The following is a 25791-nucleotide window of genomic DNA, read 5'->3' on the forward strand; positions in this document are numbered from 1 at the left end:
GCATATACCTAACTACTCAAATACCGGCCGATCTATTCCGTACTCAACCAGCGTTTCCAGCGAAATCAGATCGAGAATTTCTTCATGCGTTGCGGCCAGCACAATTTTAGGTGCAGCACCCTTTTGCAGCGCTTGCAGCCAGCGCCGTGCGCACAAACACCAGCGATCACCGGGCTTTAAACCGACAAAGCCATATTCCGGGCGCGGCGTTGATAAATCGTTGCCAGCGAGTTTGGAAAAAGTCAGAAACTGCTCGCTCATCACCGCGCACACAATATGCTGGCCCGGATCATTCTGATCATGCGTACAGCAGCCGTCACGAAAATAGCCGGTTAGCGGGTCAAAACTGCATGGTTGGAGCTTCTGGCCCAGTACATTCGTCGTCATGATTTAGTCCTGTTGCAATCGTCATTCCGTCATAGCCCACCACCATGCCTGCTGGCAGGCGCTGGCTCAGTGTGTGGTATTCAAGCTCGTGGGTCATATGAATCATCACGGTCTGTTTGGCACCGATCTGTGTGGCCAGCTTAATCGCCTGCTCGACCGACAAATGCGTGGGGTGTTCCTGCTCGCGCAAGCAATCGAGAAACAGCACTTTCAAATTGGCCAGCTTGGGCAGGCTAGCGGGCGGCAAGGCCGAGACATCGGTCAAATACGCCACATCGCCAATACGCCAACCCAGAATCGGCCATTTGCCATGCAGCACTTCAATCGGCTCAATGCTGACACCGGCAAAATCCACTGGCTCGCTGCTGACTTCGTGCAACTCCAGCACCGGCTTATCCCAGAAATTGGACGGTTTTAGCAATGTATACGGAAAGCGCTCTTCGATATGGCTGAGCATCAGGCGATTGCCAAAGGTTGGCAAAGCGGCTTTTTGCAGCCAGCAAAAGGCGCGCAAATCATCAATGCCATTCAGATGATCGGCATGCGGATGCGTATAGAGCACCGCATCAACGTGGAGAAGCTGCTCCCTGAGCGCCTGCTGGCGCAAATCAGGGCCGGTATCAATGAGAAAGGTTTGCCCACCAGCACGGATTACTGCAGAGGCACGGGTGCGCGTATTGCGCGCATCGTTGGACGTGCAGGTGGTGCAGCGGCAGCCTAGGGCCGGTGTGCCACCACTGGAGCCCACCCCGAGCAGCAATACCTCAACTTCTCCTTGCCAGCGTGACATGGTCATGGTGTAGCCCTGTGAAACGTCGGGTCAAGAGCCCGAGAAAACAGTTTGAAGAAATTAGCGGTTGTGGCATCGGCGACTTCTTGCAGTGAAATGCCTTTCAGCTCGGCAATATGCTCAGCCACATGCCGTACCCACGCTGGCTGATTCTGCTTGCCCCGATGCGGCATCGGTGCCAGATACGGTGAATCGGTTTCGATCAGCAAGCGCTCAAGCGGCATTTTTCGCGCAACGTCTTTGAGTTCTTCAGCTTTTTTAAACGTTACGATGCCGGAGAGCGAAATATAAAAGCCCAGCTCCATCGCCTGCTGCGCCACTTCCCAGCTTTCGGTAAAGCAGTGCATCACGCCGCCAACTTCGTCAGCGCGTTCTTCGCGCATGATACGGATCGTGTCTTCCGATGAGGCACGCGTATGGATAATTAGCGGCAAACTAGCTTCACGTGCTGCGCGGATATGCGTGCGGAAACGCTCACGCTGCCATTCCAGATCACCGGTGAGGCGGAAATAATCGAGCCCCGTTTCACCAATCGCGACGACCTTGGGCATTTTGGCCAGCTCAAGCAGTTGCGCCACACTCGGTTCTGGTGTGTCCTCATAATCGGGGTGGACACCCACTGAAGCAAAAATATTCTGATGCGCTGCGGCCAACGCCAGCACACTCGGCAATTCGGGCAGGTTGACGGCCACGCAAAGCGCATGGCTCACCTGATTGTCGGCCATGCGGCTGAGCAAACCGCCTATATCGCTGGCAAGGTCGGGAAAATTGATGTGGCAGTGCGAATCGACAAACTTCATAACAAATCATCCAAACATAAAAAAAGCCGTACCAGCCGGTACGGCTATCTTGCTGATGATACTCGAATTTGCCGCCAAGTTTACATCGTGTGCGTGGTGCGACCCGATTGCAAATAGCCACCCAGCAGATTTTCGATTTTGACGGTGGCCTGCTTGCCTGCCTCATTGGCAGAAAACTGCACGCCAATGCCCTGCTGGTGATTATTCTGCGCACCGGGTGGCGTAATCCACACCACATTGCCAGAGACAGCAATCTTGGCCGGATCGTCCAGCAATGACAGCAACATAAACACTTCATCACCCAGCGTATAGGCCTTGTTGGTTGGAATAAAGATCCCGCCGCCTTTGATAAACGGCATGTATGAGGCGTATAAAGCTGCTTTTTCCTTGATATTCAAAGACAAAACCCCTGGACGTGATGTCGGGGCGCGAACTGCATCTTCACTCATAATCATTAACCTCGGCGATCCTGACCACGCAAAGCATCAAGATATCCAAACAATAAACCTTCCAGCACCAAACGCTGATTCAAGGGATGATGAGCCAGCGCTTGCGACTCATTCAACTGACTGGCAAAACCGAGCAATAAACTAGCGCGTGGTGAAACCCGCTCCAGTGCATCTTGCCAGTCTGGATAATAACGAATAACCCCCGCCATTCCCAAGCTGATTACGTCATAAACCCATTTTTGTAGCCAATCAAGTATCAAAACTGTGTCAAGTTTGGCTTTTTCCAGCTCTGCGGCCAGCTGTAATACATTCAGCGTGGCTGGCTCAGCCATTTTTTCAAGAAATGCACTGCGCACAGGCAGCCATTCGGCCGCAGCATCTTCAGCCGCAGCCAGCGGTGCGCCACCCGTATGTGCCAGATGCAGCAAAGGATTGACCACCGCCTGCCCAGCCAGCCAGGCCATCGCCACTTTCGGCTCGGGAATTGTCAGCGGGAAAACGCGGCAACGGCTGCGAATGGTCGGTAGCAGTCGCCGCCAGTGATCCGAAATCAGGATAAATACTGCACCAGCAGGCGGTTCTTCCAGCGTTTTTAAAAACGCATTCGCAGCAGCGGTATTCATCGCCTCGGCAGGCGCGACTATGGTGACGCGTGTGCCGCCGCGATGTGCACTCAGATTGACAAAATCGGCCAGCTCGCGGACATCATCGACGCCGATTACCGATGATTTCTTTTTGGCTTTTTTGCCTGCATCGGCTTCTTCGACCGAATCATCTGCATCGGCCGGTTGTAGCAGACGAAAATCAGGATGATTGCCTGCGACAAACCAGCGACACGCATCGCATTCACCGCAGGGTTGGCTGGCTTTGTTCGGTGATTCGCACAATAAAAATTGCGCCAAATACTGCGCCAAAGCACGCTTGCCGATCCCGGCTTCACCAGTAAACAGCAAAGCATGCGGCAGACGATCACCTTCGCGGATCAAATCGTGCCAGGGTTTATCCAGCCACGGATATGGCAAGTTGCTCATGCAAGAAACCCATCCATCAATTGCGCCAATTCGGTTTGAATCGCCTCAATCGAGCGATTGGCATTGATCACACGAATGCGCTGCGGATGTTCAGCAGCACGTTGCAGGTAAGCAGCACGGACTTTGGCATGAAAATCAGCCTGTTCGCGCTCAAAGCGGTCCAGCACCCGCGAGTTGGCCATACGGGCCTGACTCACATCAAGTGGAACGTCAAAAATCAGCGTCAGATCGGGCTCGATCAGAGCAGTCGCACCGCCATCACGGCCTTGCACCCATTGCTCTAGCTGCATAAAACGTTCGATTGACAAGCCACGGCCACCGCATTGATAGGCATAAGTTGCATCGCTAAAACGATCACACAGAACCCATTCACCCGCAGTCAAAGCCGGCAGAATCACTTGCTGCAGATGCTCGTTGCGTGCGGCAAACATCAGCAGGGCTTCGGTTTCTAGGTGCATTTCATCGTTGAGCAATAGTGCCCGTAACTTTTCACCCAGCGGCGTGCCGCCAGGCTCTCGGCTTTGCCGCACCTGCAGCTGGCGACGCTGCATATAGTCAACCAGCCAAGCCAGATGCGTGCTTTTGCCTGCACCATCAATTCCTTCTACCGATATAAAGCGGCCACGCTGCATGGCTGAAATCTGCCTAGATCATTGGATAAGGCAGAATTGTCTCACACGCAATCCATTCGCGCTCGACAAGATACCCAATGCCGTATACGTCTACAAAGCAATCTAAGCATACCCTCCAGCCATATACCCATCCAACGCGTTGCGCATCTCGCAGACAGCAAAAAGCCCAGCTCTTTCGAACTGGGCTTCTGGCTTTCTTAGGGTAGTCTGGCAATGACCTACTTTCACACGGGCAATCCGCACTATCATCGGCGCTGAGGCGTTTCACTGTCCTGTTCGGGATGGGAAGGAGTGGGACCACCTCGCTATGGTCACCAGACAAAACTGGGTGAGTCGCTGTTTTTTCAAACAACTACTCGAAATCAATAGAAGAAGTAATCTTTCATCAGTCGCATTCGCATGCTTCCGGTTCATCTCTTTATTCAACAATTCGCAATCGGGTCGATTGCACCTTCATCGCATAACGCGTCTCAGGTTATAGGATCAAGCCTCACGGGCAATTAGTATCGGTTAGCTTAACGCATTACTGCGCTTCCACACCCGACCTATCAACGTCCTGGTCTCGAACGATCCTTTAGAGGTCTTAAAGACCTAGGGAAGTCTCATCTTGAGGCTAGTTTCGCGCTTAGATGCTTTCAGCGCTTATCTATTCCCGACTTAGCTACCCGGCAATGCCACTGGCGTGACAACCGGTACACCAGAGGTCAGTCCACTCCGGTCCTCTCGTACTAGGAGCAGCCCCCCTCAAACTTCCAACGCCCACTGCAGATAGGGACCAAACTGTCTCACGACGTTTTGAACCCAGCTCACGTACCACTTTAAATGGCGAACAGCCATACCCTTGGGACCGGCTACAGCCCCAGGATGTGATGAGCCGACATCGAGGTGCCAAACTCCGCCGTCGATGTGAACTCTTGGGCGGAATCAGCCTGTTATCCCCGGAGTACCTTTTATCCGTTGAGCGATGGCCCTTCCATTCAGAACCACCGGATCACTATGTCCTGCTTTCGCACCTGCTCGACTTGTCGGTCTCGCAGTTAAGCCGCCTTTTGCCATTACACTATCAGTACGATGTCCGACCGTACCTAGGCGACCTTCGAGCTCCTCCGTTACAATTTGGGAGGAGACCGCCCCAGTCAAACTGCCTACCATGCACGGTCCCCGATCCGGATAACGGACCAAGGTTAGAACCTCAAAGGGGTCAGGGTGGTATTTCAAGGACGGCTCCACTGAAACTAGCGTTCCAGCTTCAAAGCCTCCCACCTATCCTACACAAACCACTTCAAAGTCCAATGCAAAGCTACAGTAAAGGTTCACGGGGTCTTTCCGTCTAGCAGCGGGGAGATTGCATCTTCACAAACACTTCAACTTCGCTGAGTCTCGGGAGGAGACAGTAGGGCCATCGTTACGCCATTCGTGCGGGTCGGAACTTACCCGACAAGGAATTTCGCTACCTTAGGACCGTTATAGTTACGGCCGCCGTTTACTGGGACTTCAATCAAGAGCTTGCACCCCATCATTTAATCTTCCAGCACCGGGCAGGCGTCACACCGTATACATCCACTTTCGTGTTAGCACAGTGCTGTGTTTTTGATAAACAGTCGCAGCCCTCATTTCTCTGCGGCCTCATTTAGCTCCGGTTGTACACCTTCACTGACTAGAGGCACACCTTCTCCCGAAGTTACGGTGTCAATTTGCCGAGTTCCTTCTCCCGAGTTCTCTCAAGCACCTTAGAATTCTCATCCTACCCACCTGTGTCGGTTTGCGGTACGGTTCGATATTAGCTGAAGCTTAGTGGCTTTTCTTGGAAGCAGGGTATCGCTCACTTCGTCTACAAGTAGACTCGTCATCATGCCTCAGCGTTAAAGCAGCCCGGATTTGCCTAAGCCACACGCCTACACACTTAAACCAACTCTTCCAACCGTTGGCTGAGGTAACCTTCTCCGTCCCCACATCGCACTAATACCAAGTACAGGAATATTAACCTGTTTCCCATCGACTACGCATTTCTGCCTCGCCTTAGGGGCCGACTCACCCTGCGCCGATGAACGTTGCGCAGGAAACCTGGGGTTTTCGGTGAGGGGGCTTTTCACCCCCTTTATCGCTACTCATGTCAGCATTCGCACTTCTGATACCTCCAGCATCCTTCTCAAGACACCTTCACAGGCTTACAGAACGCTCCTCTACCATATGTACATCGTACATATCCGCGTCTTCGGTTATCAATTTGAGCCCCGTTACATCTTCCGCGCAGGACGACTCGACCAGTGAGCTATTACGCTTTCTTTAAATGATGGCTGCTTCTAAGCCAACATCCTGGCTGTCTATGCCTTCCCACCTCGTTTTCCACTTAATTGATCATTTGGGACCTTAGACGGCGGTCTGGGTTGTTTCCCTCTTGTCCCAGGACGTTAGCACCCCAGGACTGTCTCCCATGCTCGCACTTGACGGTATTCAGAGTTTGCCATGGTTTGGTAAGTCGCGATGACCCCCTAGCCATAACAGTGCTTTACCCCCGTCAGTGATACATGAGGCACTACCTAAATAGTTTTCGAGGAGAACCAGCTATTTCCAAGTTTGTTTAGCCTTTCACCCCTAGCCACAGCTCATCCCCTGACTTTGCAACGTCAGTGGGTTCGGACCTCCAGTGCGTGTTACCGCACCTTCATCCTGGCCATGGCTAGATCACTTGGTTTCGGGTCTACGCCCAGCAACTGTGCGCCCTATTCGGACTCGGTTTCCCTACGCCTCCCCTATTTGGTTAAGCTTGCTACTGAACGTAAGTCGCTGACCCATTATACAAAAGGTACGCAGTCACAGAACAAGTCTGCTCCCACTGTTTGTATGCATCCGGTTTCAGGTTCTATTTCACTCCCCTCCCGGGGTTCTTTTCGCCTTTCCCTCACGGTACTGGTTCACTATCGGTCGATGATGAGTATTTAGCCTTGGAGGATGGTCCCCCCATCTTCAAACAGGATTTCTCGTGTCCCGCCCTACTTCTCGTACGCTTAGTACCACAATTGTGTTTTCATATACGGGGCTATCACCCACTATGGCGGCACTTTCCATTGCCTTCTATTAACACGACTGCTATCACGTACAGGCTCTTCCCATTTCGCTCGCCACTACTTTGGGAATCTCGGTTGATTTCTTTTCCTGCGGTTACTTAGATGTTTCAGTTCACCGCGTTCGCTTCACATGACCTATGTATTCAGTCATGGATGACCCAAAAGGGCCGGGTTTCCCCATTCGGAAATCGTGGGATCAAAGCACTTTGCCAGCTCCCCCACGCTTATCGCAGGCTATCACGTCCTTCGTCGCCTATCATCGCCAAGGCATCCACCAGATGCACTTATTCGCTTGATCCTATAACCTCAAACACGTTTTACCGTGATCTCGGTTTAGAGTATCGGTATTTACGACTTGTTGAATGATTTCTCAGGTCATTCAACGGCTAGTCTTTTGACTAGCAGATACAATCAACCCAATTTCATACTGTAAGGAGTGAGGCGTAAGGCGTGAGGCGTAAACCTCAAACCCAACTTCACTCCTACATTGTTTAATTAGGAGATATTACTTCTTCTATTTTGTTAAAGAACGATACAGCCAATTAAATCGCTGCTGATTTAAGAAATCAGAATTCAAACAACTAACGGTGTTAATTGCTTCAATTGTGATATCTCGTTTAAGCTAGTTTGGAACAGGTTTTACACCTTACTCTTCACGCCTAACACCTCACAGTTTGATTGGTGGAGGATGACGGGATCGAACCGACGACCCCCTGCTTGCAAAGCAGGTGCTCTCCCAACTGAGCTAATCCCCCAATCTGGCATTACTAAGCTGTTTCCACTGATGAATCAATGGTGGGTCAAGCTGGAATCGAACCAGCGACCCCCGCCTTATCAAGACGGTGCTCTAACCGACTGAGCTACTGACCCAGCTTCCAACCAAGTCCGTAACCCAACAATGAATTGCTTCATTGCTCAGCTACTTTCTCTGTATCTTCAAAATCTACAGCCGATGAGTGTGAGTACTTGACCCGCAGGTCTTTCTCTTGAAAGGAGGTGATCCAGCCGCAGGTTCCCCTACGGCTACCTTGTTACGACTTCACCCCAGTCATGAATCCCACCGTGGTAAGCGGCCTCCTTGCGGTTAGCCTACCTACTTCTGGTGAAACCCACTCCCATGGTGTGACGGGCGGTGTGTACAAGGCCCGGGAACGTATTCACCGCGACATGCTGATCCGCGATTACTAGCGATTCCGACTTCATGCACTCGAGTTGCAGAGTGCAATCCGGACTACGATCGGTTTTGTGAGATTGGCACCCCCTCGCGGGTTAGCGACCCTCTGTACCGACCATTGTATGACGTGTGAAGCCCTGGTCATAAGGGCCATGAGGACTTGACGTCATCCCCACCTTCCTCCGGTTTGTCACCGGCAGTCCCACTAAAGTGCTCAACTGAATGGTAGCAACTAGTGGCAAGGGTTGCGCTCGTTGCGGGACTTAACCCAACATCTCACGACACGAGCTGACGACAGCCATGCAGCACCTGTGTTACGGTTCCCGAAGGCACTCCTCGATCTCTCAAGGATTCCGTACATGTCAAGACCAGGTAAGGTTTTTCGCGTTGCATCGAATTAATCCACATCATCCACCGCTTGTGCGGGCCCCCGTCAATTCCTTTGAGTTTTAGTCTTGCGACCGTACTCCCCAGGCGGTCAACTTCACGCGTTAGCTGCGTTACTAAGCTCCGAAAAGCCCAACAACTAGTTGACATCGTTTAGGGCGTGGACTACCAGGGTATCTAATCCTGTTTGCTCCCCACGCTTTCGTGCATGAGTGTCAGTATCAGCCCAGGGGGTTGCCTTCGCCATCGGTGTTCCTCCACATCTCTACGCATTTCACTGCTACACGTGGAATTCCACCCCCCTCTGCCGTACTCTAGTTAGCCAGTTCACAATGCAATTCCCAAGTTGAGCTCGGGGATTTCACATCGTGCTTAACAAACCACCTGCGCACGCTTTACGCCCAGTAATTCCGATTAACGCTTGGACCCTACGTATTACCGCGGCTGCTGGCACGTAGTTAGCCGGTCCTTATTCTTCAGGTACTCTCATCCCCGGTGGGTATTAGCCACAAGGATTTGCTCCCTGACAAAAGCGCTTTACAACCCGAAGGCCTTCTTCACGCACGCGGCATTGCTGGATCAGGCTTGCGCCCATTGTCCAAGATTCCCCACTGCTGCCTCCCGTAGGAGTCTGGACCGTGTCTCAGTTCCAGTGTGGCGGATCGTCCTCTAAGACCCGCTACTGATCGTCGCCTTGGTGAGCCTTTACCTCACCAACTAGCTAATCAGCCATCGGCCGCTCCAATAACAAGAGGTCTTGCGATCCCCCTCTTTCCCCCGTAGGGCGTATGCGGTATTAGCTATCCTTTCGGATAGTTATCCCCCATTACTGGGTACGTTCCGATGTATTACTCACCCGTTCGCCACTCGCCACCAGACCGAAGTCCGTGCTGCCGTTCGACTTGCATGTGTAAAGCATGCCGCCAGCGTTCAATCTGAGCCAGGATCAAACTCTTTCGTTTAATCTCTAAGCTAAATGTACTACTTGGCTTGTACTTCAATACTCAAAGAAACTGCGAGATAAATTCCGAAGAATTTGTCTTTCAATTTTCTTTTCAATTGAGTGCAAGCACTTGATTTGACTTACGAATCAAGCACTCACACTCATCGGCTGTAATTTGTTAAAGATCGGGCTGAAGAACCAGAGAAACGACTACTTCGTTTCGCTGCGTCATCAGCAGAGAGGCCGAACTATACCCACGCCCCTGGAAGTCGTCAACACCTGAGTACGAAGAAAAGCGAAGAAAGGCGATAAGCGGCTGTTTTTAAAGGAAACTGAAAACACCACCAAACAACGGCTCTTGCAGAATCCCAAACCATCCCTATCTATATCAGCATGAATAACCAAGGCTCAGCTGTAATGGCCAAGCCCAGACCTGGAGTCCGAATGCCCAAAGTGCTTATGTATAGTACTGGCTACTGCCCATACTGTGATCGCGCCGAACGACTACTAACGCAGCGCGGCGTAACATCGATCGAAAAAATCCGTGTTGACCAAGACCCGGCGCAACGTGCAGTCATGATGGAACGCACACAGCGCCGTACCGTCCCGCAAATTTATATTGATGATTATCACGTCGGTGGCTTTGATGACTTGGCAGCGCTTGATCACGCTGGCAAATTAATTCCGCTTTTGAACGGCAACGCAGGATAAATGCTGCTCAGCCACGACAAATACCTGGATACGAGTTCCAGCAATGGTCAGCGCAGCTTGTTTTGTGCGATGATTTCGGCGCGCGGCTCCATGCACGCCATGCAAGGCTTTATATAAACCAAACGACTCACAAGGGATGGACCATGAGCGAAGAAAACCAAGCTGTACAACAAGAAGAATCTCAGCAACCTGTTTTTGCTGTACAAAAACTGTACGTCACCGACATTTCCCTCGAATCGCCTTCTGCGCCGAATGCATTTATGGAAGAAGGTCAGCCTGAATTCAATATCCAGTTCCGTAACCAGGCACGCAGCTTCGACAATGGCTTTTTTGAAGCCAGCCTGACAGTAACAGCTACTGCCAAAGCCGAAGATCGCACGATTTTTCTAGTTGAAGTAACGCAAGCAGGCCTGTTCCAGATTGAAAACATCCCGGAACAAGAGCTTGATCCACTACTGGGCATTGGCTGCCCAAGCATTTTGTTCCCTTATCTGCGCGAAGCAGTATCGGATCTGACTACGCGCGCCGGCTTCCCGCCACTGCTGCTGCAGCCGATTAACTTCGAAGCCATTTACATCCAGCAACGCCAGCAAGCTGCAGCACAGCAAGCCAATGAGCAAACAACGCATTAAGCCGGTATTGATTGCGACACTACTGGCAGGCGTTGCCAGTAGTGTTTTCGCCGTCGAATACCGCTCCACCAACCGCACTGGCGTCATCCTGTACGAATCCCCTAGCGAAAACAGCGCAAAACGATTTGTACTGAGCGCCAATATCCCACTTGAAGTATTGGCCGAACAAGGCACATGGCTGCGCATTCGCGACCGTGATGGCACCTTGGCCTGGTTAGCCAAAGCAGACACCAGTACTGTCCGCTACGTACAGGCCAATCGCTTGGCCGAAGTACGCAAAGACGCCAACCCCGGCTCTGCCTTGCTGTTTAAAGTCGAGCGCAATGTATTGCTTGAATTACAGCAAGACACCCGCACTGGTTGGCTGAAAATCAAACACCGTGATGGCGCCATGGGCTACATCCGCATCGAAGACGTCTGGGGCGCTTAAACCTGGAGAGGAGAATTCCTTTGAAACTGGCCGTGTTAGGCGCAGGTGCCTGGGGCACCGCCTTGGCGATTCGATTCGCCGATCGTCAAGCTGTTACCCTGTGGTCACGCGAAGCAGATCAAGCCGCCCAAATGCAGCAAGAACGCTGCAATACCCGCTATCTACCCAATACCCCTTTCCCCGATACGCTCACCGTTAGCCACTCGATGAATGAGGCGATTGCGGGCGCAGGCCTTATTTTGATCGTCACTCCAATGTCCGGCCTGCGCGGCACCTTGAAAGCACTGGCTGAACTGGGTAACACCGCCCCCGTGCTGTGGGCGTGCAAGGGCTTGGAAGCTGGCACGATGTTGCTGCCACACCAAGTCGCCGAACAAGAAATGCCAGCGCATATCGCGCGCGGCATGCTCTCTGGCCCGAGCTTTGCGCAAGAAGTTGCCAAAGGCCTGCCCGCTGCGGTGACCATTGCGGCCAGCGACGCGGCTTTTGCCCAGCAAGTGGTCAATGACCTGAACACCAATATCCTGCGCCTCTATGCGTCGGACGACATTATCGGCGTTGAAATCGGCGCTGCGGTTAAAAACGTGATGGCGATTGCCGCTGGCGTTGCCGATGGCCTCAATCTAGGCCTGAACGCTCGCGCCGCCCTGCTCACCCGCGGCCTAGCCGAAATGGCGCGTTTCTGTGTTGCCTTGGGTGGCAAACCCGAAACCATGATGGGTTTGGCCGGGATTGGCGATTTGATGCTCACCGCCACCGGTGACTTATCCCGCAACCGCCGCGTTGGGCTATTACTGGCGCAAGGCTTAGATTTGGATGGCGTACTGAAAAACCTCGGCCACGTCGCCGAAGGTGTACCGACTGCGCGCGAAGTATTGCGCCAAGCCGAAGGACTCGGCATTGAAATGCCGATTACGCGTTCGGTCTGCCAAGTCTTATTTGAAAACGTCGCCGTTAGCGACATTATCGCTGAGCTAATGGGTCGCAGCCCGAAGATGGAAGGCTCCATCTAAGAGTAAAGTGCCGCGAAAGCAATCAATATTTAATAGCTTTTCGCGGCGCACCCCTCATTCATCAGCAAGCAAGCTAAATTTCAATTGGATCTACATCCAGCGTCCAGCGCCCTTTGCCGGTTTTGATCACTTCAACATGTGGCATCGCCTGATGCAGGGCACGTTGCAACTGTGCACGTTGCGGTGCGGCGATTAATAGCTGGGCGCGCTCAACTCCAGCTCGCTTGACCATTGTGGCCGCCACCGGCTGGTTGAGCGTGATGGGTTGCAGTAATGCGCTATCCAATTGCTCAAAACACACCCGGATCAATTTTAAAATCGCCAAGGCCTGCTCGATATCCGGAGCTTCGGCGCGAAATAGTGCCCAAGCGGCAGCCGGCGGCAGCAGCATTTCTGTGCGCTCTTGCAAGGTCCGCTCGGCAAATGGCGTGTAATCGCGCCCCAATAATTGGTGATAAAACGGGTGATCGGCAAAAGCCGTTTGTATCATCACCTCGCCGGGCGTTTCGCGCCGACCGGCGCGTCCAGCCACCTGCGTGAGCAGCGCAAATAATCTCTCTTCGGCACGAAAATCAACACTGAATAAACCAGTATCGGCGTTGAGCGCAATGACTAAATTAAGCCGATCAAAATCATGCCCTTTAGCCAGCATTTGTGTGCCGATCAGAATATCGGCCTCGCCCGAATGCACTTGCGCCAAGGCCGCATCCATTTCGCCTTTGCGGCGCGTGCTGTCGCGATCAATGCGCAAGATCGTTTTGCCGGGAAAATGCGTCGCGAGCGATTCTTCCAGCCGCTGCGTACCTTGCCCAACAGGCTTGAGGTCCTGATTACCGCAATCCGGGCAAGCATGGGTAATGGCTTCTTCAAAACCGCAATGGTGACAACGCAGGCGGCGATCACGCAAATGCAGCACCAGCCGCGCCGAGCAGTGCTGACACGAGGCCATCCAGCCGCACTCGCCACACTGCAGCACCGGCGAATAGCCACGGCGGTTGATAAAAACCAAGACCTGCTCACCGCGCTCTAGCACCTCGTGCATTTTGGCGAAGGCCATGCGGTTAAAACCGTCGATCAGACCGGCTTTTTTTACTGGCAACAGCGTGATCTTGGGCAATACCGCGCCGGGTACTGCACGCTCTTTGAGCTGGAGTATCTGGTAGCGGCCCGCTTTAGCATTGGCCCAGCTCTCAATACTGGGGGTAGCACTGCCCAATACAATCGGCACGCCAGCAGTGCGGGCGCGATACACCGCGACGTCGCGCGCCGAGTAGCGCAAGCCATCTTGCTGTTTAAATGAAGGATCGTGCTCTTCATCGACGACGATCATCCCCAATGCGGGCAGCGGCGTAAACACCGCCAAACGCGTCCCCAACACAATCCTCGCATTTCCCGATAGCGCTGCCAGCCAATTGACCGCGCGCTCGGTGTCATTCAAGCCGCTGTGTAAGCACGCCATATGCACACCGGGGAAACGCGCACGAAAACGCCCTTCCAGCTGTGGGGTCAGGTTAATTTCGGGAATCAGTACCAATACCTGCTCACCGCGCGCCAGCACGGCGGCAATCGTTTGCAGGTAAACCTCAGTTTTACCGCTACCGGTAATGCCGTACAGCAAAAACGGTTCAAATCCTTGTGCTGAGCTAAGCCGAGCCACTGCATCGCTTTGCTCATCATTCAGCGGTAAACATGGGCTAGCTGCGGCCAGCACCGAGGTTTCCGCCGCCGTACACACCAAACCCGCTTCCAGCCAGCCCTTAGCCCATTTCACGCCGCTATCGTGCACTCGCCGTAGCGCAGCGGGGGTATGCGGCAAAGCCAGGGACTCGGCCACGCGCTGCTGCGCATGCGCGCGTTTGCCAATATTGGCCAGTAATTTATCTAGATCGGGCGTGTAGTAAACGCAGGCTGGCGCGGGCGCTTTAAATGCGGGAACATTGCGAAATACCGTCGGTAAGGCACTGCTGATCACAGCGCCTAAAGGATGGTGATAGTAATCAGCTACAAACTGGCACAGAGCGAGCGTGGCTGCGGGCAAGGGCGGCAAATCATCGCGCACCGCTAGAATATTGCGGGTTTTGCCAGTAAAGTCACCGGCATCGGCACGACGCTCGATCACCAAGCCCGAGAGCTGACGCGGGCCAAACGGCACAATGACGCGCTGACCAACTTGCGGGTCAAAATCGCCGACACCATAGCCAAAAAGACGATTGAGCGGCACATCCAGCGCCACCATCACAAAGCTGCCGCTCACTGCGTTTGCGTACCCTGTTTTTGAGGTTGTGAAATCATCCCACAGCACTTTTGTCCAGTCGATTTGGCATAAAACTGAACAAAAAATGGTTATTCACAGTTTCTGTGGATAGTTTTGTGGACTAAGCATTGAAAACCGGAAAAAACCCAATACACACTTGATGATGTTTAGATTGCACAAAAATTAAGCTGAAAAAAAATAGGCCAATAAATTCATACACTTACTGTTTGTCAATGGTTTGAAGATTATTTTTGCTTAGCGCTTGACAAGATAAAAAGACAGCAATTTTATTTGTGAATAACTTGGCGTTTGTTTACTGTACAGCACTTCAAAACATCGCGCCAAGTCACTGATTATGCGCAACATTACAAAACATTAACCAACAGTAAGAATTAGCCATTTTTACCAGAATGGCGATGCACTGCAGCCACCAGCGCAGCGGCATGATCGGGGTTGGTGTACTGAGAAATACCGTGCCCCAGATTAAAAACATGGCCAGTTTTCTGCGTCCCTGCACTGCCGTAGCTATCAAGTATGCGTTTGACCTCGGCTTCAATCGCCGCAGGCGGCGCAAATAGCGCCACCGGGTCAAAATTGCCTTGCAGTGCCACTTTATCGCCCACACGACGGCGCGCCTCGCCGATGTCGGTGGTCCAATCCAAACCAATTGCATCGCAACCGGTCGCGGCAATGTCTTCCAGCCACTGACCACCGCCCTTGGTAAACACAATCACCGGCACTTTGCGCCCGTCGTTTTCGCGCTTCAAGCCAGCAACAATCCGCGCCATATATTGCAGCGAGAATTCCTGATATTTGCCGAATGGCAGCGATCCACCCCAGCTATCAAAAATCTGCACCGCTTGCGCACCCGCTTCGATTTGCGCATTCAGATAATCAATCACCGTGAGGGTATTGACCTCCAGGATACGGTGCAAAAGGTCTGGACGCGCATACATCATGGTTTTGATGTTGCGGTAATCGCTAGAGCTACCGCCTTCGATCATATAGCAAGCCAGTGTGTACGGGCTGCCAGAGAAGCCGATCAGCGGAACGCGATTATCCAAAGCCTTGCGAATCGAGCTCACCGCGTCGGTGACATATTTCAATTCAGTGCCGACGTCGGGAACAAAGAGTTTCGCAACATCTTCTTCGGTGCGCACAGTGCGCTCAAATTTCGGGCCTTCACCTTCAGCAAAATACAGCCCCAAGCCCATTGCATCGGGTACGGTCAGAATATCGGAGAACAGAATCGCCGCATCGAGAGGAAAGCGATCGAGCGGCTGCAAAGTCACCTCGGTTGCCAGCTCGGTGTTTTTACACAACTGCAAAAAAGACCCAGCATTTTTGCGCGTCGCGCAGTATTCAGGCAGATAGCGTCCCGCCTGGCGCATCATCCACACGGGCGTGTAGTCAACGGGTTCGCGCAATAGCGCACGCAGGAAGGTGTCATTTTTTAGCATGTTTTTCCAATCAGCCCGTCTACGGGCTCTTCATCATTAATTAATTCAAAATCCAAATTGCGTTACAACGAATTGAGCGCCCATTGGCCGCTGCCGTAACAATCAAGCACTTGGGCGTGGTACTCGGTGAGCCCAACACGGTGCCCCACGCTAATCATTACACCATCTTTCATCGCTTCGCGTACCGCTTGGTACAGCACGGCCTCACCATCGGCATCCAGCGCCGACGTTGATTCGTCCATAAACAGGAAATCGGGCTTGACCAAAATCGCACGCAATAACGCAATCCGTTGCTGCTCGCCCAGGCTCAGCACATGCGACCAGGCGTCAATTTCATCGAGGCGCGGTAGCAAATGGGCTAATCCTGCCATCATCAGCAACTCGGCGATTTGACCATCATCCTGCTCAACATCATTGGGGTAATACAGCGCAGCGCGCAGGCTACCCAGTGGCATATATGGCTTTTGCGATAGGAACAAACTACGGGTATTACTCTGCATGCCAAGATAACCTTGGGCATAGGGCCATATACCTGCTAGCGAGCGTAGTAATGTTGATTTGCCGCTACCTGATTTTCCGCGAATCAACAAAGTATCACCAGCGTTTAGGCCTAGATTTAGTTTGGCCAGTAATACTTCGCCAGTAGGTTTGCTGACCGACAAATCGCTCACTTGCATACCTTGCTTAATCGGCTGTGGCGTAATCCGCGGCAACTGATCTGCAACTTCTATACTTTTTTCAAAGGTGGTCAAACGATCAATGACAGCCTTCCATTTCGCAAGAGTGGAAAAACTACCGATAATAAACTCCAGTGAATCATAAACCTTGCCGAATGCTGAATTAATCTGCATTAGGCCACCGAGTTGGATTTCCTTGGCAAAAAAGCGTGGTGCTGCGATGATCAGCGGGAAAATAATCGCCAGTTGGCCCCAAAATGAAGTGAACCAAGTCAGGCGCTTGTTCATACTCATCAGCGACCAGAAATTATTCACCACATTCAAAAAGCGATAGCCCAAGCGCTCCTGTTCATCTTTCGCGCCGGCATACAGCGCAATCGATTCGGCATTTTCACGCACACGCACCAAGCCAAATCGAAAATCAGCTTCATAGCGTTGCTGCATAAAGTTCAAGCCAACCAAAGGACGCCCGAGCCAGAGGGTAATACCAGTCCCAACCGCGGCATACAAGATAGCAACCCAAACCATATAACCAGGAATAGTCACAGGGGTATTACCAAGCACAAAACTCAAGGGACCTGATAGCGTCCACAAAATGCCAATAAATGAAACCAGCGTCACAATGGAACGCATCAACCCCAAAGAAAGAGACAATGAATAAGAAATAAACTGATCAACATCTTCGGCAATACGCTGATCCGGATTGTCGGTGTCTTTATCAGTTAGTTGCATACGGTAAAAGGTATTGTCGTGTATCCAACGGCGCGTGAAATGCGCTGTTGCCCACTTTCGCCAGCGGATTTCCAACATTTGCTGAAACCAAATTGCGTGCACCGCGATCACAATGTAAGCAGCGGCAAGATAGCCGAATTTAATAATTGCAGCCTTAAAGGCCGGTAAATTGTAGTCTTGCAGCGAATTATAAAAATCGTTGTTCCATTTATTAAATTGCACATTCATGTACACCAACCCCAAAGATAGGCTGATGATTAGCGCCAGCAATCCCCAGGCATGTAATTTATCTTCTGAAACCCAATACGGTTTGGCGATGCGCCAGAAATTGCGAAACAAATGACGAACAGTGGGAGCTTTAGCGGCCGACATACTCAGATCCAAATCATGCGCAAATGCAAAAAACGAGCGCCAACGCGCTCGTTACAGGTTCAAGCTAGGTTTATTTACAAGGTTTCTGTGTCCAGGCCTTTTTATGGCCACGGCGGCACTGCCAATCCTGCGTGACCGATTTGATCTGCCACACCTTGGCTTCTTCGTTGACACTCAAAACAAAGCGATAGCGCTGTGAAGCGATCGCATCATCCATCAAGCCCGACTGCACCACTTCCAGCGCAACCTGGTGAAAATCTTCCGCACCAGCGGCTTTCTGGCTGATATGCAGATTCTGATATTCGCCCACGCCATATTCATCACTAATCCGGTCGGCCAGATAGTCATACACCACTTGAACAGGCGCTTGGCCAACTTTGCCTTTGGCAATCACGACATCAACCTTGGCCGCTGCAGTGGCGGTATCTTCCGCCATCACCAGCGATGACAGCAGCAGTGCCGAGCCCAGCAATGCCATTTTCAATATTTGTTTCATGTGTTTATTCCAAATATGAAGTCGAAATCCGCTTAATATGGGGCGTATTCAACGCGTAGCGCGCAATACGCCAATACACCATTCAAACGGCGCAATGCCTGTGGCGATTGCGCCCTACTTATTATTTCGCCCAAGAATCTTTCAGCGTCACCGTGCGGTTAAACACCGGCTTGCCGCCCGCCTGATGATCGTGGCGATCCGTCACAAAGTAGCCCAGACGCTCAAACTGATAGCGCGTTTCTGGCGCGGCATCACGCACGCAAGGCTCGACATAGGCGGTGATAGCTTTCAGCGATTCAGGGTTAATGAATTGTTTGAAATCCAGATACTGACCGTCTTCGCCGCGAATCGCATCCGGGCGAGGCTCGGTAAACAGGCGCTCGTAGAGACGAACTTCGGCTTCGATTGCGTGCTCAGCCGAGATCCAGTGGATCACGCCTTTCACTTTACGGCCTTCGGGGTTTTGACCCAGCGTTTTCGGGTCAATCGAGCATTTCAGCTCAACGATTTCGCCGTTGGCGTCTTTCACCACTTCATCGCACTTGATAACGTAGGAGTAACGCAAGCGCACTTCGCCACCCAAAGTCAGACGTTGCCAGCCTTTCGGTGGTTCTTCGGCAAAATCATCACGCTCAATCCACAGCGTGGGTGCAATTGGGATTTCGCGCTCGCCCATTTCTTCATGATGCGGATGGAATGGCGCGCTGCGGCTGCTGGTGACACCGGTTTCAAAATTGGTCAGCGTCACTTTAATTGGGTTCAGCACCGCAATTACGCGGGGGCTTTCGGTCTCTAGCGTTTCACGCACCGCACCTTCCAGAATTGAAAAGTCGATGATGTTCTCGCCTTTACTCACACCAATACGCTGCGCAAACAGGCGAATCCCCGCCGGGCTGTAGCCACGGCGACGCATGCCGCTGATGGTCGTTAAACGTGGATCATCCCAACCGCTAACCAGACCTTCGGTCACCAGCTGGTTCAATTTGCGCTTTGACGTAATCGAGTACAGCAGCTCAAGGCGCGAGAACTCGATCTGTTGCGGATGGCAAGGGATGGTGATGTTGTCCAATACCCAGTCATACAACGGACGATGGTCTTCAAATTCGAGCGTACACAGGCTGTGCGTAATGCCTTCCAGCGCGTCGGAAATGCAATGCGAATAATCGTACATCGGGTAGATGCACCATTTGTCGCCAGTTTTGATGTGCGTTGCGCGCTTGATGCGGTAAAACACCGGATCGCGCAGGTTCAGATTGGGCGAACCCATATCAATTTTCAGGCGCAGCGTTTTGCTACCGTCGGCAAATTCACCGTTTTTCATCCGCTCGAACAGATCGAGGTTTTCTTCAACCGAGCGATCACGGAAAGGGCTATTACGCCCTGGCTTTTGAAAGTCGCCACGGTAATCACGCATTTCTTCTGCGTTCAGATCGCAAACGAAAGCTTTGCCCGCTTTGATCAGCTCGATGGCGTAGCCGTGCAATTGGTCGAAATAATCCGAGGTATGGCGCACATTGCCATTCCACTCAAAACCCAACCAGCGCACGTCGGCTTCGATTGCCGCAGCGTATTCGTCTTCTTCTTTTTCCGGATTGGTGTCGTCCATACGCAGATTGCATTTGCCCTGATAATCAGCAGCAATGCCAAAATTCAGACAGATCGATTTAGCGTGACCAATGTGCAGATAGCCATTGGGCTCAGGCGGAAAGCGCGTCTGGACAGCCTGATGTTTACCGCTAGCCAGATCGGCATCAATGATTTGACGGACAAAATTACTGGTCGGGGCAACTGCGTTTTCTTGGCTCATAACACTCGGTTCGACAATAAATTGAATTTAAGCCGTGATTCTACCAAACCCAGCCGCATCGCGGGCTGTCTTGAAGGTGTGGCGATTTTCACGGTACGATAGAAAATGGCGAGACAGGCTCGCCATTTTGGATAAATACAGGGGTATATGACTAAAAAGCAATTCTACATTAGCCTACATGCACATACCCATGCAAAACTAAATCTCGGTAGCAGGCTCTGCTGGCGGATTGGGCAAGAGCAGATTCAGCACAATCGCCAACACGCTCACTAGCCCCACCCCCACCAGATTGAAGTTACCCACTTGCACCATCAAGCCGCCAATCCCGCAGGTCAGTACCACCGATACAATCACCAGATTGCGCGGCAGCATCAAATCAACCTTGCTATCGATCAGCGTTTTCAAGCCGATCGACGCAATCGTGCCGAACAACAGCACCATAATCCCGCCCATCACCGGCATCGGAATCGACACCAAAATGGCGTTAAATTTGCCAAAGAAGGCCAGAATCACCGCCAAAATAGCGGCATAAGTCATGATCACCGGATTGAAATTACGCGTAATCATCAGCGCGCCAGTCACTTCGGCGTAGGTGGTAATCGGCGGGCCGCCGATCAGGCCAGCAAAACACACGCCCATGCCATCACCGCCCAAAGTGCGATGCAGGCCGGGATTGACCGTGTAATCTTGACCAGTGACTTTGCCCAGCGCCATCACGCCGCCGATATGCTCAATCGTTGGCGCAATCGCCACCGGCAACATAAACAGCGCAGCCGCCCAGTTGACCTCGGGCGTCACAAAATGCGGCATCGCAAACCACGGCGCATTGGCAATACCCGATAAATCAACCACGCCCAGAAACACTGCCGCGATATAGCCCGCGACCACGCCCGATAAAATCGGCACCAAGCGCAGCATGCCACCGGCAAACACCGACACGATAATGGTCGTCGTCAGCGAAATCGTCGCCAGCAGCAGCGATACGCCATACGGCACCAGCTGCTTGCCGCCGCCCTGCCCCATCGCCATGCCCGATGCGGCCACTGCCACCGACAAACCAATCACCATAATCACCGGGCCAATCACCACGGGCGGCAGCAATTTATGAATAAAGCCCATACCACGCCATTTAATCAAACCGGCGATGATGAAATACATAAACCCAGCGAAAAACAGGCCAAATTGTGTCGCGGCCTGACCCCAAGTCTGCATCGCAAAAATAATTGGGCCAATAAACGCAAATGACGAACCGAGGAAAATCGGCACTTGGCGTTTGGTAATCAGCTGGAACATCAATGTACCAACGCCAGCACCGAGCAAGGCCATCGCCGGGTTTAAACCAGTGAGCAAGGGCACCAGCACCAGCGCGCCGAAGGCCACAAACAGAATTTGCGCGCCGGAAATAAACTGCTTGATTTCGTGGAACATAGCGCGCCTTATTTATTAATTGTGCCGAAGATTTTATCGCCCGCATCACCCAAGCCCGGAATAATGTAGCCGTGCTCATTCAGATGTGAATCAAGTGATGCACTCACAATTTTGACATCGGGGTGCTTTTCATTCATCAATTTCACGCCTTCGGGCGCAGCCACCATCACAATCGCGATAATGTCTTTGCAGCCATTACGTTTGAGCATGTCCACTGTCGCCACCAGCGAGCCACCGGTGGCCAGCATCGGATCGATAATCAGCGCAAGACGATCTTGCAGATCGCCAACAAATTTCTCGAAATACGGCACCGGCTGCAGCGTTTCTTCATCACGCGCCAAACCCACCACGCTGATTTTTGCCGACGGCACCAGATCCAGCACGCCGTTCAACATCCCCAAGCCCGCGCGCAAAATCGGCACGACGGTGAGCTTTTTGCCTTTGATTTTTTTAACCTGAACATCACCGCACCAGCCCTGGATAGTGACGTCTTCCAGCGCTAGGTCACGCGTGGCTTCATAAGCCAGCAAACGCGCCAGCTCTTCGGTCAGCAGGCGAAATTTATTGGTCGACACATCGGCTTCGCGCATTAAAGCCAGTTTGTGCTGCACCAGGGGGTGGTTGACGACGGTGATTTGCATATTTTTATCCTCTTTTTCAATGGCGCCATTGTAGATATTTGCCGCAAAATCGCTATTGAGGAAATTCCTGTGTTCGCAGCTGCTTTGCCCTGCATCAAAAAAGCAGCCCTCCTCCAAAGCGCCCAAGCCACTCAGCCCAGCGGCCCGACATCCATCCCGTCATAACTGCGCAGACCATGCTGCGCGGCAAACTCGGCGAGTTCGGCATTGCGCGCGAACAGCGTTGTCGTGGTATGCACCTCGGCTTTTTCCATGTGCAGCACAAAATACTCATCCTGCCCGGCATCAAGCTGCGGAATAAACAAATCAACAAAAGCATAGCCCTGCGCTTCAAGCATAGGGATCACATCCGCGAGCTGCTCATCACTATCCGCAGTAAAAAAATAGCCCCACAGCAGCGGCGCGGATAAATCCCAGTCGGTGTTATCACGGATACTGGCGAACATTTCTTCGAGTTGGGCTAGGGTAATCATAAAATCCTTCATTGATGCGGTAACTTGCCGCCAAGTGCTAAGCCAAATAAATCAGCACCGCCCAGCCTTGCTGCGCAGCCTGTTGGTAAAACTGCTGTAGCGTCACAAAATGTGGCCACAGTGCCGGGCCAGACACCTGCACATCAGGCATTTCTTCAGCCTCTTCGTCGTTGTACATTTCCTCCACCCGCGCCATCAAGCGCGGCTGATCCCAGCGTGCCAGCATGGCCGCCTGCACTTTCACCAATTCAGGATCAACCAGCATACAGCCGAAAGACAGCACCTCACCCACCATCTCATCACTGGCAAAGCCCACGCCATTGAGCGCGATGCGCAAGGCATCGCCAACATAATCCAGATCAATCGCCGCCTGCGCCTGCTGGCCATCGACCAGCGTGTTAATGCACTCAGGATCATCACGCATTTGCTCAAGCTGCGCAGCAGTAAATGCCTGCAAAAAGAAACTCATACTCATATCGGGTATATCCTTAGAATTATTGTTGATAAATAGCTACGGGCATATACCCATCAAGGCAATCCATCCGGATCGGGTTTGAGTGTATCGCGGCAGTAGGCGATCAGTTTTTCCACATCAAAACCATAGGTTGATCCAGTTTCCCGCTGCCTAGCCAATTGCCGTGCAGCCAGCTCTTCAAATTCGGCCAACTGATTACCCCAGATTAAATAGGCGTAGTCAAATAGTTGCCCTAAACTATTTTGTGTTGTACTGAACTTACGTAAATACTCACGATTAAGCGTATTGATACCGGCAATGCTGTCGCTAAGTTTGAGCATCGTCGGTACACGCTGCAAAGCCACCTCGGTGAGCCAATTCATTTCCTCGATTGAACGGCAGAAATCGTACGAAATCGTTTGCCCAGTTTTGGTCCATACCTCCCCCGCGGCAGGGAGGCTCACCACTAAATTAAAGTGACTCGCTTTTTCTGCAGGCACCCCCAGCAGATCTTGCTCTGCTTTGGCACGCAGCATTCCTGCTCGTTCGCTATAAACGTTGAATTTTATTTTTGCGCTGAGATTATGTGGTCTACCTTCACTCATCACAGACAACTCGCAGCAAACGCCATTTTGCTCACGCCTAAATTTGCATGACGGGCTATAGCCCGGATCATAGCGACTAAACCCGAGCGCAGCCAATGGCGCAACAAGACGTTCAGCAAAGCCCTCATAAATCTGCGCTTTAGTAAGCGGCTTATTGCGCGGCTTCATATCGGGGTCAAGCACCTGTAGCGTTGGCAGCGCCGCCTCAGGGATCACCTTATTTTCTTCATTCGGCTCAAAATAGATGCCCGTTTGTAAATCGGCGATGGCCAAACGCAAATGCCGCGCCAGCGGCAAGATGGCGCGCAACAGTCGCTCGGCATGCTCTGGCGCGACCGAGATTAGCCAGCCCTTGGTTTGCAAAGACTTCACCGCCGCACGCGGATCTTGCCCGCCCCAGATCGGGTCGGACAGTGGCAACAGTTGCAGCAAACGATAAGCCAAGCGGTTCAAGCGCAATTGCTGCTGGCCATTGGGTGGCGTACCCACTTCGCTAAAGTTGTTAACCGCAGACTTGACATGCTCTTCGGTATAAACAAGCCACGCCACGATGTTGCCGTTTCGCGTATCGGAATCAACATCCAGCACAAAAATCTGATAAGTCATACCTTCCCCTGAAATCCTGCGCGCTGCGCTTATTATTTTTTTGCCTGTTTGGCTGAGCCTGATGATTTTCTTGGCCGGATCAGATTTCGCCAAAGGTACCCACCGCAGGTATATCGCTAATTGATCTATTTATTAATGGCTACGGGCACATACCCATCAAGGCAAGCCGTCAGGATCGGGTTTGAGCGTATCGCGGCAGTAGGCGATTAACTGCTCGACATCGAAACCATAGGTTGATCCTCTTTCTCGATGCTTGGTCAACTGGCGCGCAGCCAGTTCTTCAAACTCGGCTAACTGCCCACCCCAAATCAAGTAGGCATAATCCAATAATTGTTGGTTGCCATCTAAGTGCTGCCAGCGCATACGTAAGCATTCAAGATTCAGTACATTAATCCCGGCAATGCTGCTGCTTAACTGAACCATGGTTGGTAAGCGCTGCAGGCATACTTCTACCAACCAATTCAATTCCTCGATTGATCGGCAATAATCATATGAAATCCATTGGCCAGTCTTAGTCCAGACTTCACCCGAAGCAGGCAACTCCACTACAGTACAAAAGAATGGATCTGGGTTTATGCTCTTGCCCTGCAAAGTCTGTTTGGCCTGTCTGTAAAATGTCCCAGCACGCAAACTAGCCACCGAAAAATTGAGTTGGACTTGAGGGTCACTCGCTCTGCCGTGAACAGTAAGATCGACTGTACAGCGGATACCGTTCTGCTCATGCCTAAACTCGCACGAAGGGCTATAACCTGGGTCATAACGACTAAACCCTAGCGTAGCCAATGGCGCAGCAAGGCGTTCGGCAAAGCCCTCATAAATCAGCGCTTTAGTGAGCGGCTTATTGCGCGGCTTCAACTCGGGGTCAAGCACCTGTAGCGTTGGCAGCGCCGCCTCAGGGATCACCTTATTTTCTTCTCTCGGCTCAAAATAGATGCCCGTTTGCAAATCGGCGATGGCTAAACGCAAATGCCGCGCCAGTGGCAAAACAGTTCGCAATAGGCGCTCTGCATGTTCTGGCGCGACCGAAATCAGCCAACCTTTGGTTTGCAAAGCCAGCACCTCAGCCAAGACATCACGCCCACCCCAGATCGGATCGTTCGGCGCAATGCTGTTGAGCAATCGGCTGGCAAAGCGGGTCAAGCGCAGTTGCTGCTTGCCATTGGGTGGTGTGCCAACTTCGCTAAATTTATCAACTAAATACTTGACGTCGTTTTCGGTATATACCAACCACGCCACGATGTTGCCGTTTCGCGTATCGGAATCAACATCCATCACAAAAATCTGATAAGTCATACCTTCCCCTGAAATCCTGCGCGCTGCGCTTATTTTGCTTGTTTTG

The 25791-nt window shown here is 52.1% G+C and carries 21 protein-coding genes, 2 tRNA genes and 3 rRNA genes; 4 read left to right on the top strand and 22 right to left on the bottom strand.

What is annotated here, in order from left to right; genetic code table 11:
- Positions 1 to 12: 12 nt before the first annotated feature.
- The 11 genes from ABHF33_RS01510 to ABHF33_RS01560 form a co-directional block, all read right to left on the bottom strand.
- Positions 13 to 387, bottom strand: a complete 375-nt coding sequence (locus ABHF33_RS01510; RefSeq protein ID WP_348945312.1) for a DUF2237 family protein — start codon at positions 385 to 387, stop codon at positions 13 to 15.
- Positions 341 to 1183 (bottom strand): MBL fold metallo-hydrolase, encoded by an 843-nt coding sequence (locus tag ABHF33_RS01515; protein ID WP_348945313.1) that lies wholly within the window; start codon positions 1181 to 1183, stop codon positions 341 to 343. Before ABHF33_RS01515 ends, ABHF33_RS01510 begins: the two co-directional genes overlap by 47 nt.
- Positions 1180 to 1977 carry a TatD family hydrolase gene (locus ABHF33_RS01520; RefSeq protein WP_348945314.1) on the bottom strand — a complete coding sequence of 266 codons (798 nt, stop codon included), beginning with the start codon at positions 1975 to 1977 and terminating at the stop codon, positions 1180 to 1182. The genes ABHF33_RS01515 and ABHF33_RS01520 overlap by 4 nt, the downstream gene beginning before the upstream one ends.
- An 80-nt stretch (positions 1978 to 2057) precedes the next feature.
- A complete protein-coding gene (locus ABHF33_RS01525) occupies positions 2058 to 2426 on the bottom strand; it encodes a PilZ domain-containing protein (RefSeq protein WP_157670665.1) in 369 nt (122 codons plus the stop codon).
- 5 nt (positions 2427 to 2431) lie between these two features.
- Positions 2432 to 3457 (bottom strand): DNA polymerase III subunit delta', encoded by a 1026-nt coding sequence (gene holB, locus ABHF33_RS01530; RefSeq protein ID WP_348945315.1) that lies wholly within the window; start codon positions 3455 to 3457, stop codon positions 2432 to 2434.
- Positions 3454 to 4089: a dTMP kinase gene (gene tmk / locus ABHF33_RS01535; RefSeq protein WP_348945316.1), complete on the bottom strand. Its 636-nt coding sequence runs from the start codon at positions 4087 to 4089 to the stop codon at positions 3454 to 3456. The genes holB and tmk overlap by 4 nt, the downstream gene beginning before the upstream one ends.
- A 205-nt stretch (positions 4090 to 4294) precedes the next feature.
- Positions 4295 to 4408, bottom strand: a 5S ribosomal RNA gene (rrf, locus tag ABHF33_RS01540).
- Between the two features lie 160 nt (positions 4409 to 4568).
- Positions 4569 to 7455: ribosomal RNA gene (locus ABHF33_RS01545) — 23S ribosomal RNA — on the bottom strand.
- Positions 7456 to 7836: 381 nt separating this feature from the next.
- Positions 7837 to 7912: transfer RNA gene (locus ABHF33_RS01550), tRNA-Ala, on the bottom strand.
- A gap of 38 nt (positions 7913 to 7950) precedes the next feature.
- A tRNA-Ile gene (locus ABHF33_RS01555) sits at positions 7951 to 8027 on the bottom strand.
- 119 nt (positions 8028 to 8146) lie between these two features.
- Positions 8147 to 9680, bottom strand: a 16S ribosomal RNA gene (locus ABHF33_RS01560).
- The 16S, 23S and 5S rRNA genes sit together here with 2 tRNA genes alongside, the layout of an rRNA operon.
- A 425-nt stretch (positions 9681 to 10105) precedes the next feature.
- Between ABHF33_RS01560 and grxC the strand changes: the two genes are divergently transcribed.
- From grxC to ABHF33_RS01580, 4 genes are all read left to right on the top strand, one after another.
- Positions 10106 to 10372, top strand: a complete 267-nt coding sequence (gene grxC / locus ABHF33_RS01565) for a glutaredoxin 3 (RefSeq protein WP_348945317.1) — start codon at positions 10106 to 10108, stop codon at positions 10370 to 10372.
- 143 nt (positions 10373 to 10515) lie between these two features.
- On the top strand, positions 10516 to 11004 hold the full coding sequence (gene secB, locus ABHF33_RS01570) for a protein-export chaperone SecB (RefSeq protein WP_157670616.1): 489 nt from the start codon (positions 10516 to 10518) through the stop codon (positions 11002 to 11004).
- Positions 10985 to 11434, top strand: a complete 450-nt coding sequence (locus ABHF33_RS01575) for an SH3 domain-containing protein (RefSeq protein ID WP_348945318.1) — start codon at positions 10985 to 10987, stop codon at positions 11432 to 11434. Before secB ends, ABHF33_RS01575 begins: the two co-directional genes overlap by 20 nt.
- 20 nt (positions 11435 to 11454) lie before the next feature.
- Entirely contained in the window at positions 11455 to 12447 is a 993-nt protein-coding gene (locus ABHF33_RS01580) for an NAD(P)H-dependent glycerol-3-phosphate dehydrogenase (protein WP_348945319.1), read from the top strand.
- A gap of 73 nt (positions 12448 to 12520) precedes the next feature.
- On the opposite strand, the gene ABHF33_RS01585 is transcribed toward ABHF33_RS01580, so the two are convergent.
- From ABHF33_RS01585 to ABHF33_RS01635, 11 genes are all read right to left on the bottom strand, one after another.
- The gene (locus tag ABHF33_RS01585) at positions 12521 to 14701 is read right to left on the bottom strand and encodes a primosomal protein N' (protein ID WP_348945320.1); all 2181 of its coding nucleotides are present in this window, start codon (positions 14699 to 14701) and stop codon (positions 12521 to 12523) included.
- Positions 14702 to 15093: 392 nt separating this feature from the next.
- Positions 15094 to 16161: a uroporphyrinogen decarboxylase gene (gene hemE, locus ABHF33_RS01590; RefSeq protein WP_348945321.1), complete on the bottom strand. Its 1068-nt coding sequence runs from the start codon at positions 16159 to 16161 to the stop codon at positions 15094 to 15096.
- Positions 16162 to 16223: 62 nt separating this feature from the next.
- Complete coding sequence (locus ABHF33_RS01595) at positions 16224 to 17942, bottom strand: ABC transporter ATP-binding protein/permease (RefSeq protein WP_348945322.1); 1719 nt, start codon at positions 17940 to 17942, stop codon at positions 16224 to 16226.
- Between the two features lie 70 nt (positions 17943 to 18012).
- Complete coding sequence (locus ABHF33_RS01600) at positions 18013 to 18438, bottom strand: hypothetical protein (RefSeq protein ID WP_348945323.1); 426 nt, start codon at positions 18436 to 18438, stop codon at positions 18013 to 18015.
- 121 nt (positions 18439 to 18559) lie between these two features.
- Positions 18560 to 20245: a glutamine--tRNA ligase/YqeY domain fusion protein gene (locus ABHF33_RS01605; protein ID WP_348945324.1), complete on the bottom strand. Its 1686-nt coding sequence runs from the start codon at positions 20243 to 20245 to the stop codon at positions 18560 to 18562.
- Positions 20246 to 20443: 198 nt separating this feature from the next.
- Entirely contained in the window at positions 20444 to 21673 is a 1230-nt protein-coding gene (locus tag ABHF33_RS01610; protein WP_348945325.1) for a uracil-xanthine permease family protein, read from the bottom strand.
- An 8-nt stretch (positions 21674 to 21681) separates the two neighbouring features.
- On the bottom strand, positions 21682 to 22314 hold the full coding sequence (gene upp / locus ABHF33_RS01615; RefSeq protein ID WP_348945326.1) for a uracil phosphoribosyltransferase: 633 nt from the start codon (positions 22312 to 22314) through the stop codon (positions 21682 to 21684).
- Positions 22315 to 22445: 131 nt separating this feature from the next.
- Positions 22446 to 22787: a ribonuclease E inhibitor RraB gene (locus ABHF33_RS01620; RefSeq protein WP_348945327.1), complete on the bottom strand. Its 342-nt coding sequence runs from the start codon at positions 22785 to 22787 to the stop codon at positions 22446 to 22448.
- 37 nt (positions 22788 to 22824) lie between these two features.
- Positions 22825 to 23262, bottom strand: a complete 438-nt coding sequence (locus ABHF33_RS01625; RefSeq protein WP_348945328.1) for a DUF1877 family protein — start codon at positions 23260 to 23262, stop codon at positions 22825 to 22827.
- 53 nt (positions 23263 to 23315) lie between these two features.
- Complete coding sequence (locus tag ABHF33_RS01630) at positions 23316 to 24452, bottom strand: hypothetical protein (RefSeq protein WP_348945329.1); 1137 nt, start codon at positions 24450 to 24452, stop codon at positions 23316 to 23318.
- A 156-nt stretch (positions 24453 to 24608) separates the two neighbouring features.
- Positions 24609 to 25745 carry a hypothetical protein gene (locus tag ABHF33_RS01635; RefSeq protein WP_348945330.1) on the bottom strand — a complete coding sequence of 379 codons (1137 nt, stop codon included), beginning with the start codon at positions 25743 to 25745 and terminating at the stop codon, positions 24609 to 24611.
- Positions 25746 to 25791: the final 46 nt, after the last annotated feature.

It is taken from the genome of Chitinibacter sp. FCG-7, from assembly GCF_040047665.1.
Lineage (GTDB): Bacteria > Pseudomonadota > Gammaproteobacteria > Burkholderiales > Chitinibacteraceae > Chitinibacter > Chitinibacter mangrovi.

Excerpts from the sequence above, each read along its gene's own strand:
- ABHF33_RS01515 (WP_348945313.1), bottom strand. The coding sequence starts at position 1,183 with ATGACCATGTCACGCTGGCAAGGAGAAGTTGAGGTATTGCTGCTCGGG.
- holB (WP_348945315.1), bottom strand. The coding sequence starts at position 3,457 with ATGAGCAACTTGCCATATCCGTGGCTGGATAAACCCTGGCACGATTTG.
- grxC (WP_348945317.1), top strand. The coding sequence starts at position 10,106 with ATGCCCAAAGTGCTTATGTATAGTACTGGCTACTGCCCATACTGTGAT.
- ABHF33_RS01635 (WP_348945330.1), bottom strand. The coding sequence starts at position 25,745 with ATGACTTATCAGATTTTTGTGATGGATGTTGATTCCGATACGCGAAAC.
- ABHF33_RS01595 (WP_348945322.1), bottom strand. The coding sequence starts at position 17,942 with ATGTCGGCCGCTAAAGCTCCCACTGTTCGTCATTTGTTTCGCAATTTC.
- ABHF33_RS01625 (WP_348945328.1), bottom strand. The coding sequence starts at position 23,262 with ATGAGTATGAGTTTCTTTTTGCAGGCATTTACTGCTGCGCAGCTTGAG.
- hemE (WP_348945321.1), bottom strand. The coding sequence starts at position 16,161 with ATGCTAAAAAATGACACCTTCCTGCGTGCGCTATTGCGCGAACCCGTT.
- ABHF33_RS01605 (WP_348945324.1), bottom strand. The coding sequence starts at position 20,245 with ATGAGCCAAGAAAACGCAGTTGCCCCGACCAGTAATTTTGTCCGTCAA.
- upp (WP_348945326.1), bottom strand. The coding sequence starts at position 22,314 with ATGCAAATCACCGTCGTCAACCACCCCCTGGTGCAGCACAAACTGGCT.
- ABHF33_RS01630 (WP_348945329.1), bottom strand. The coding sequence starts at position 24,452 with ATGACTTATCAGATTTTTGTGCTGGATGTTGATTCCGATACGCGAAAC.
- ABHF33_RS01600 (WP_348945323.1), bottom strand. The coding sequence starts at position 18,438 with ATGAAACAAATATTGAAAATGGCATTGCTGGGCTCGGCACTGCTGCTG.
- tmk (WP_348945316.1), bottom strand. The coding sequence starts at position 4,089 with ATGCAGCGTGGCCGCTTTATATCGGTAGAAGGAATTGATGGTGCAGGC.
- ABHF33_RS01510 (WP_348945312.1), bottom strand. The coding sequence starts at position 387 with ATGACGACGAATGTACTGGGCCAGAAGCTCCAACCATGCAGTTTTGAC.
- ABHF33_RS01620 (WP_348945327.1), bottom strand. The coding sequence starts at position 22,787 with ATGATTACCCTAGCCCAACTCGAAGAAATGTTCGCCAGTATCCGTGAT.
- ABHF33_RS01575 (WP_348945318.1), top strand. The coding sequence starts at position 10,985 with ATGAGCAAACAACGCATTAAGCCGGTATTGATTGCGACACTACTGGCA.
- ABHF33_RS01610 (WP_348945325.1), bottom strand. The coding sequence starts at position 21,673 with ATGTTCCACGAAATCAAGCAGTTTATTTCCGGCGCGCAAATTCTGTTT.
- ABHF33_RS01520 (WP_348945314.1), bottom strand. The coding sequence starts at position 1,977 with ATGAAGTTTGTCGATTCGCACTGCCACATCAATTTTCCCGACCTTGCC.
- secB (WP_157670616.1), top strand. The coding sequence starts at position 10,516 with ATGAGCGAAGAAAACCAAGCTGTACAACAAGAAGAATCTCAGCAACCT.
- ABHF33_RS01525 (WP_157670665.1), bottom strand. The coding sequence starts at position 2,426 with ATGAGTGAAGATGCAGTTCGCGCCCCGACATCACGTCCAGGGGTTTTG.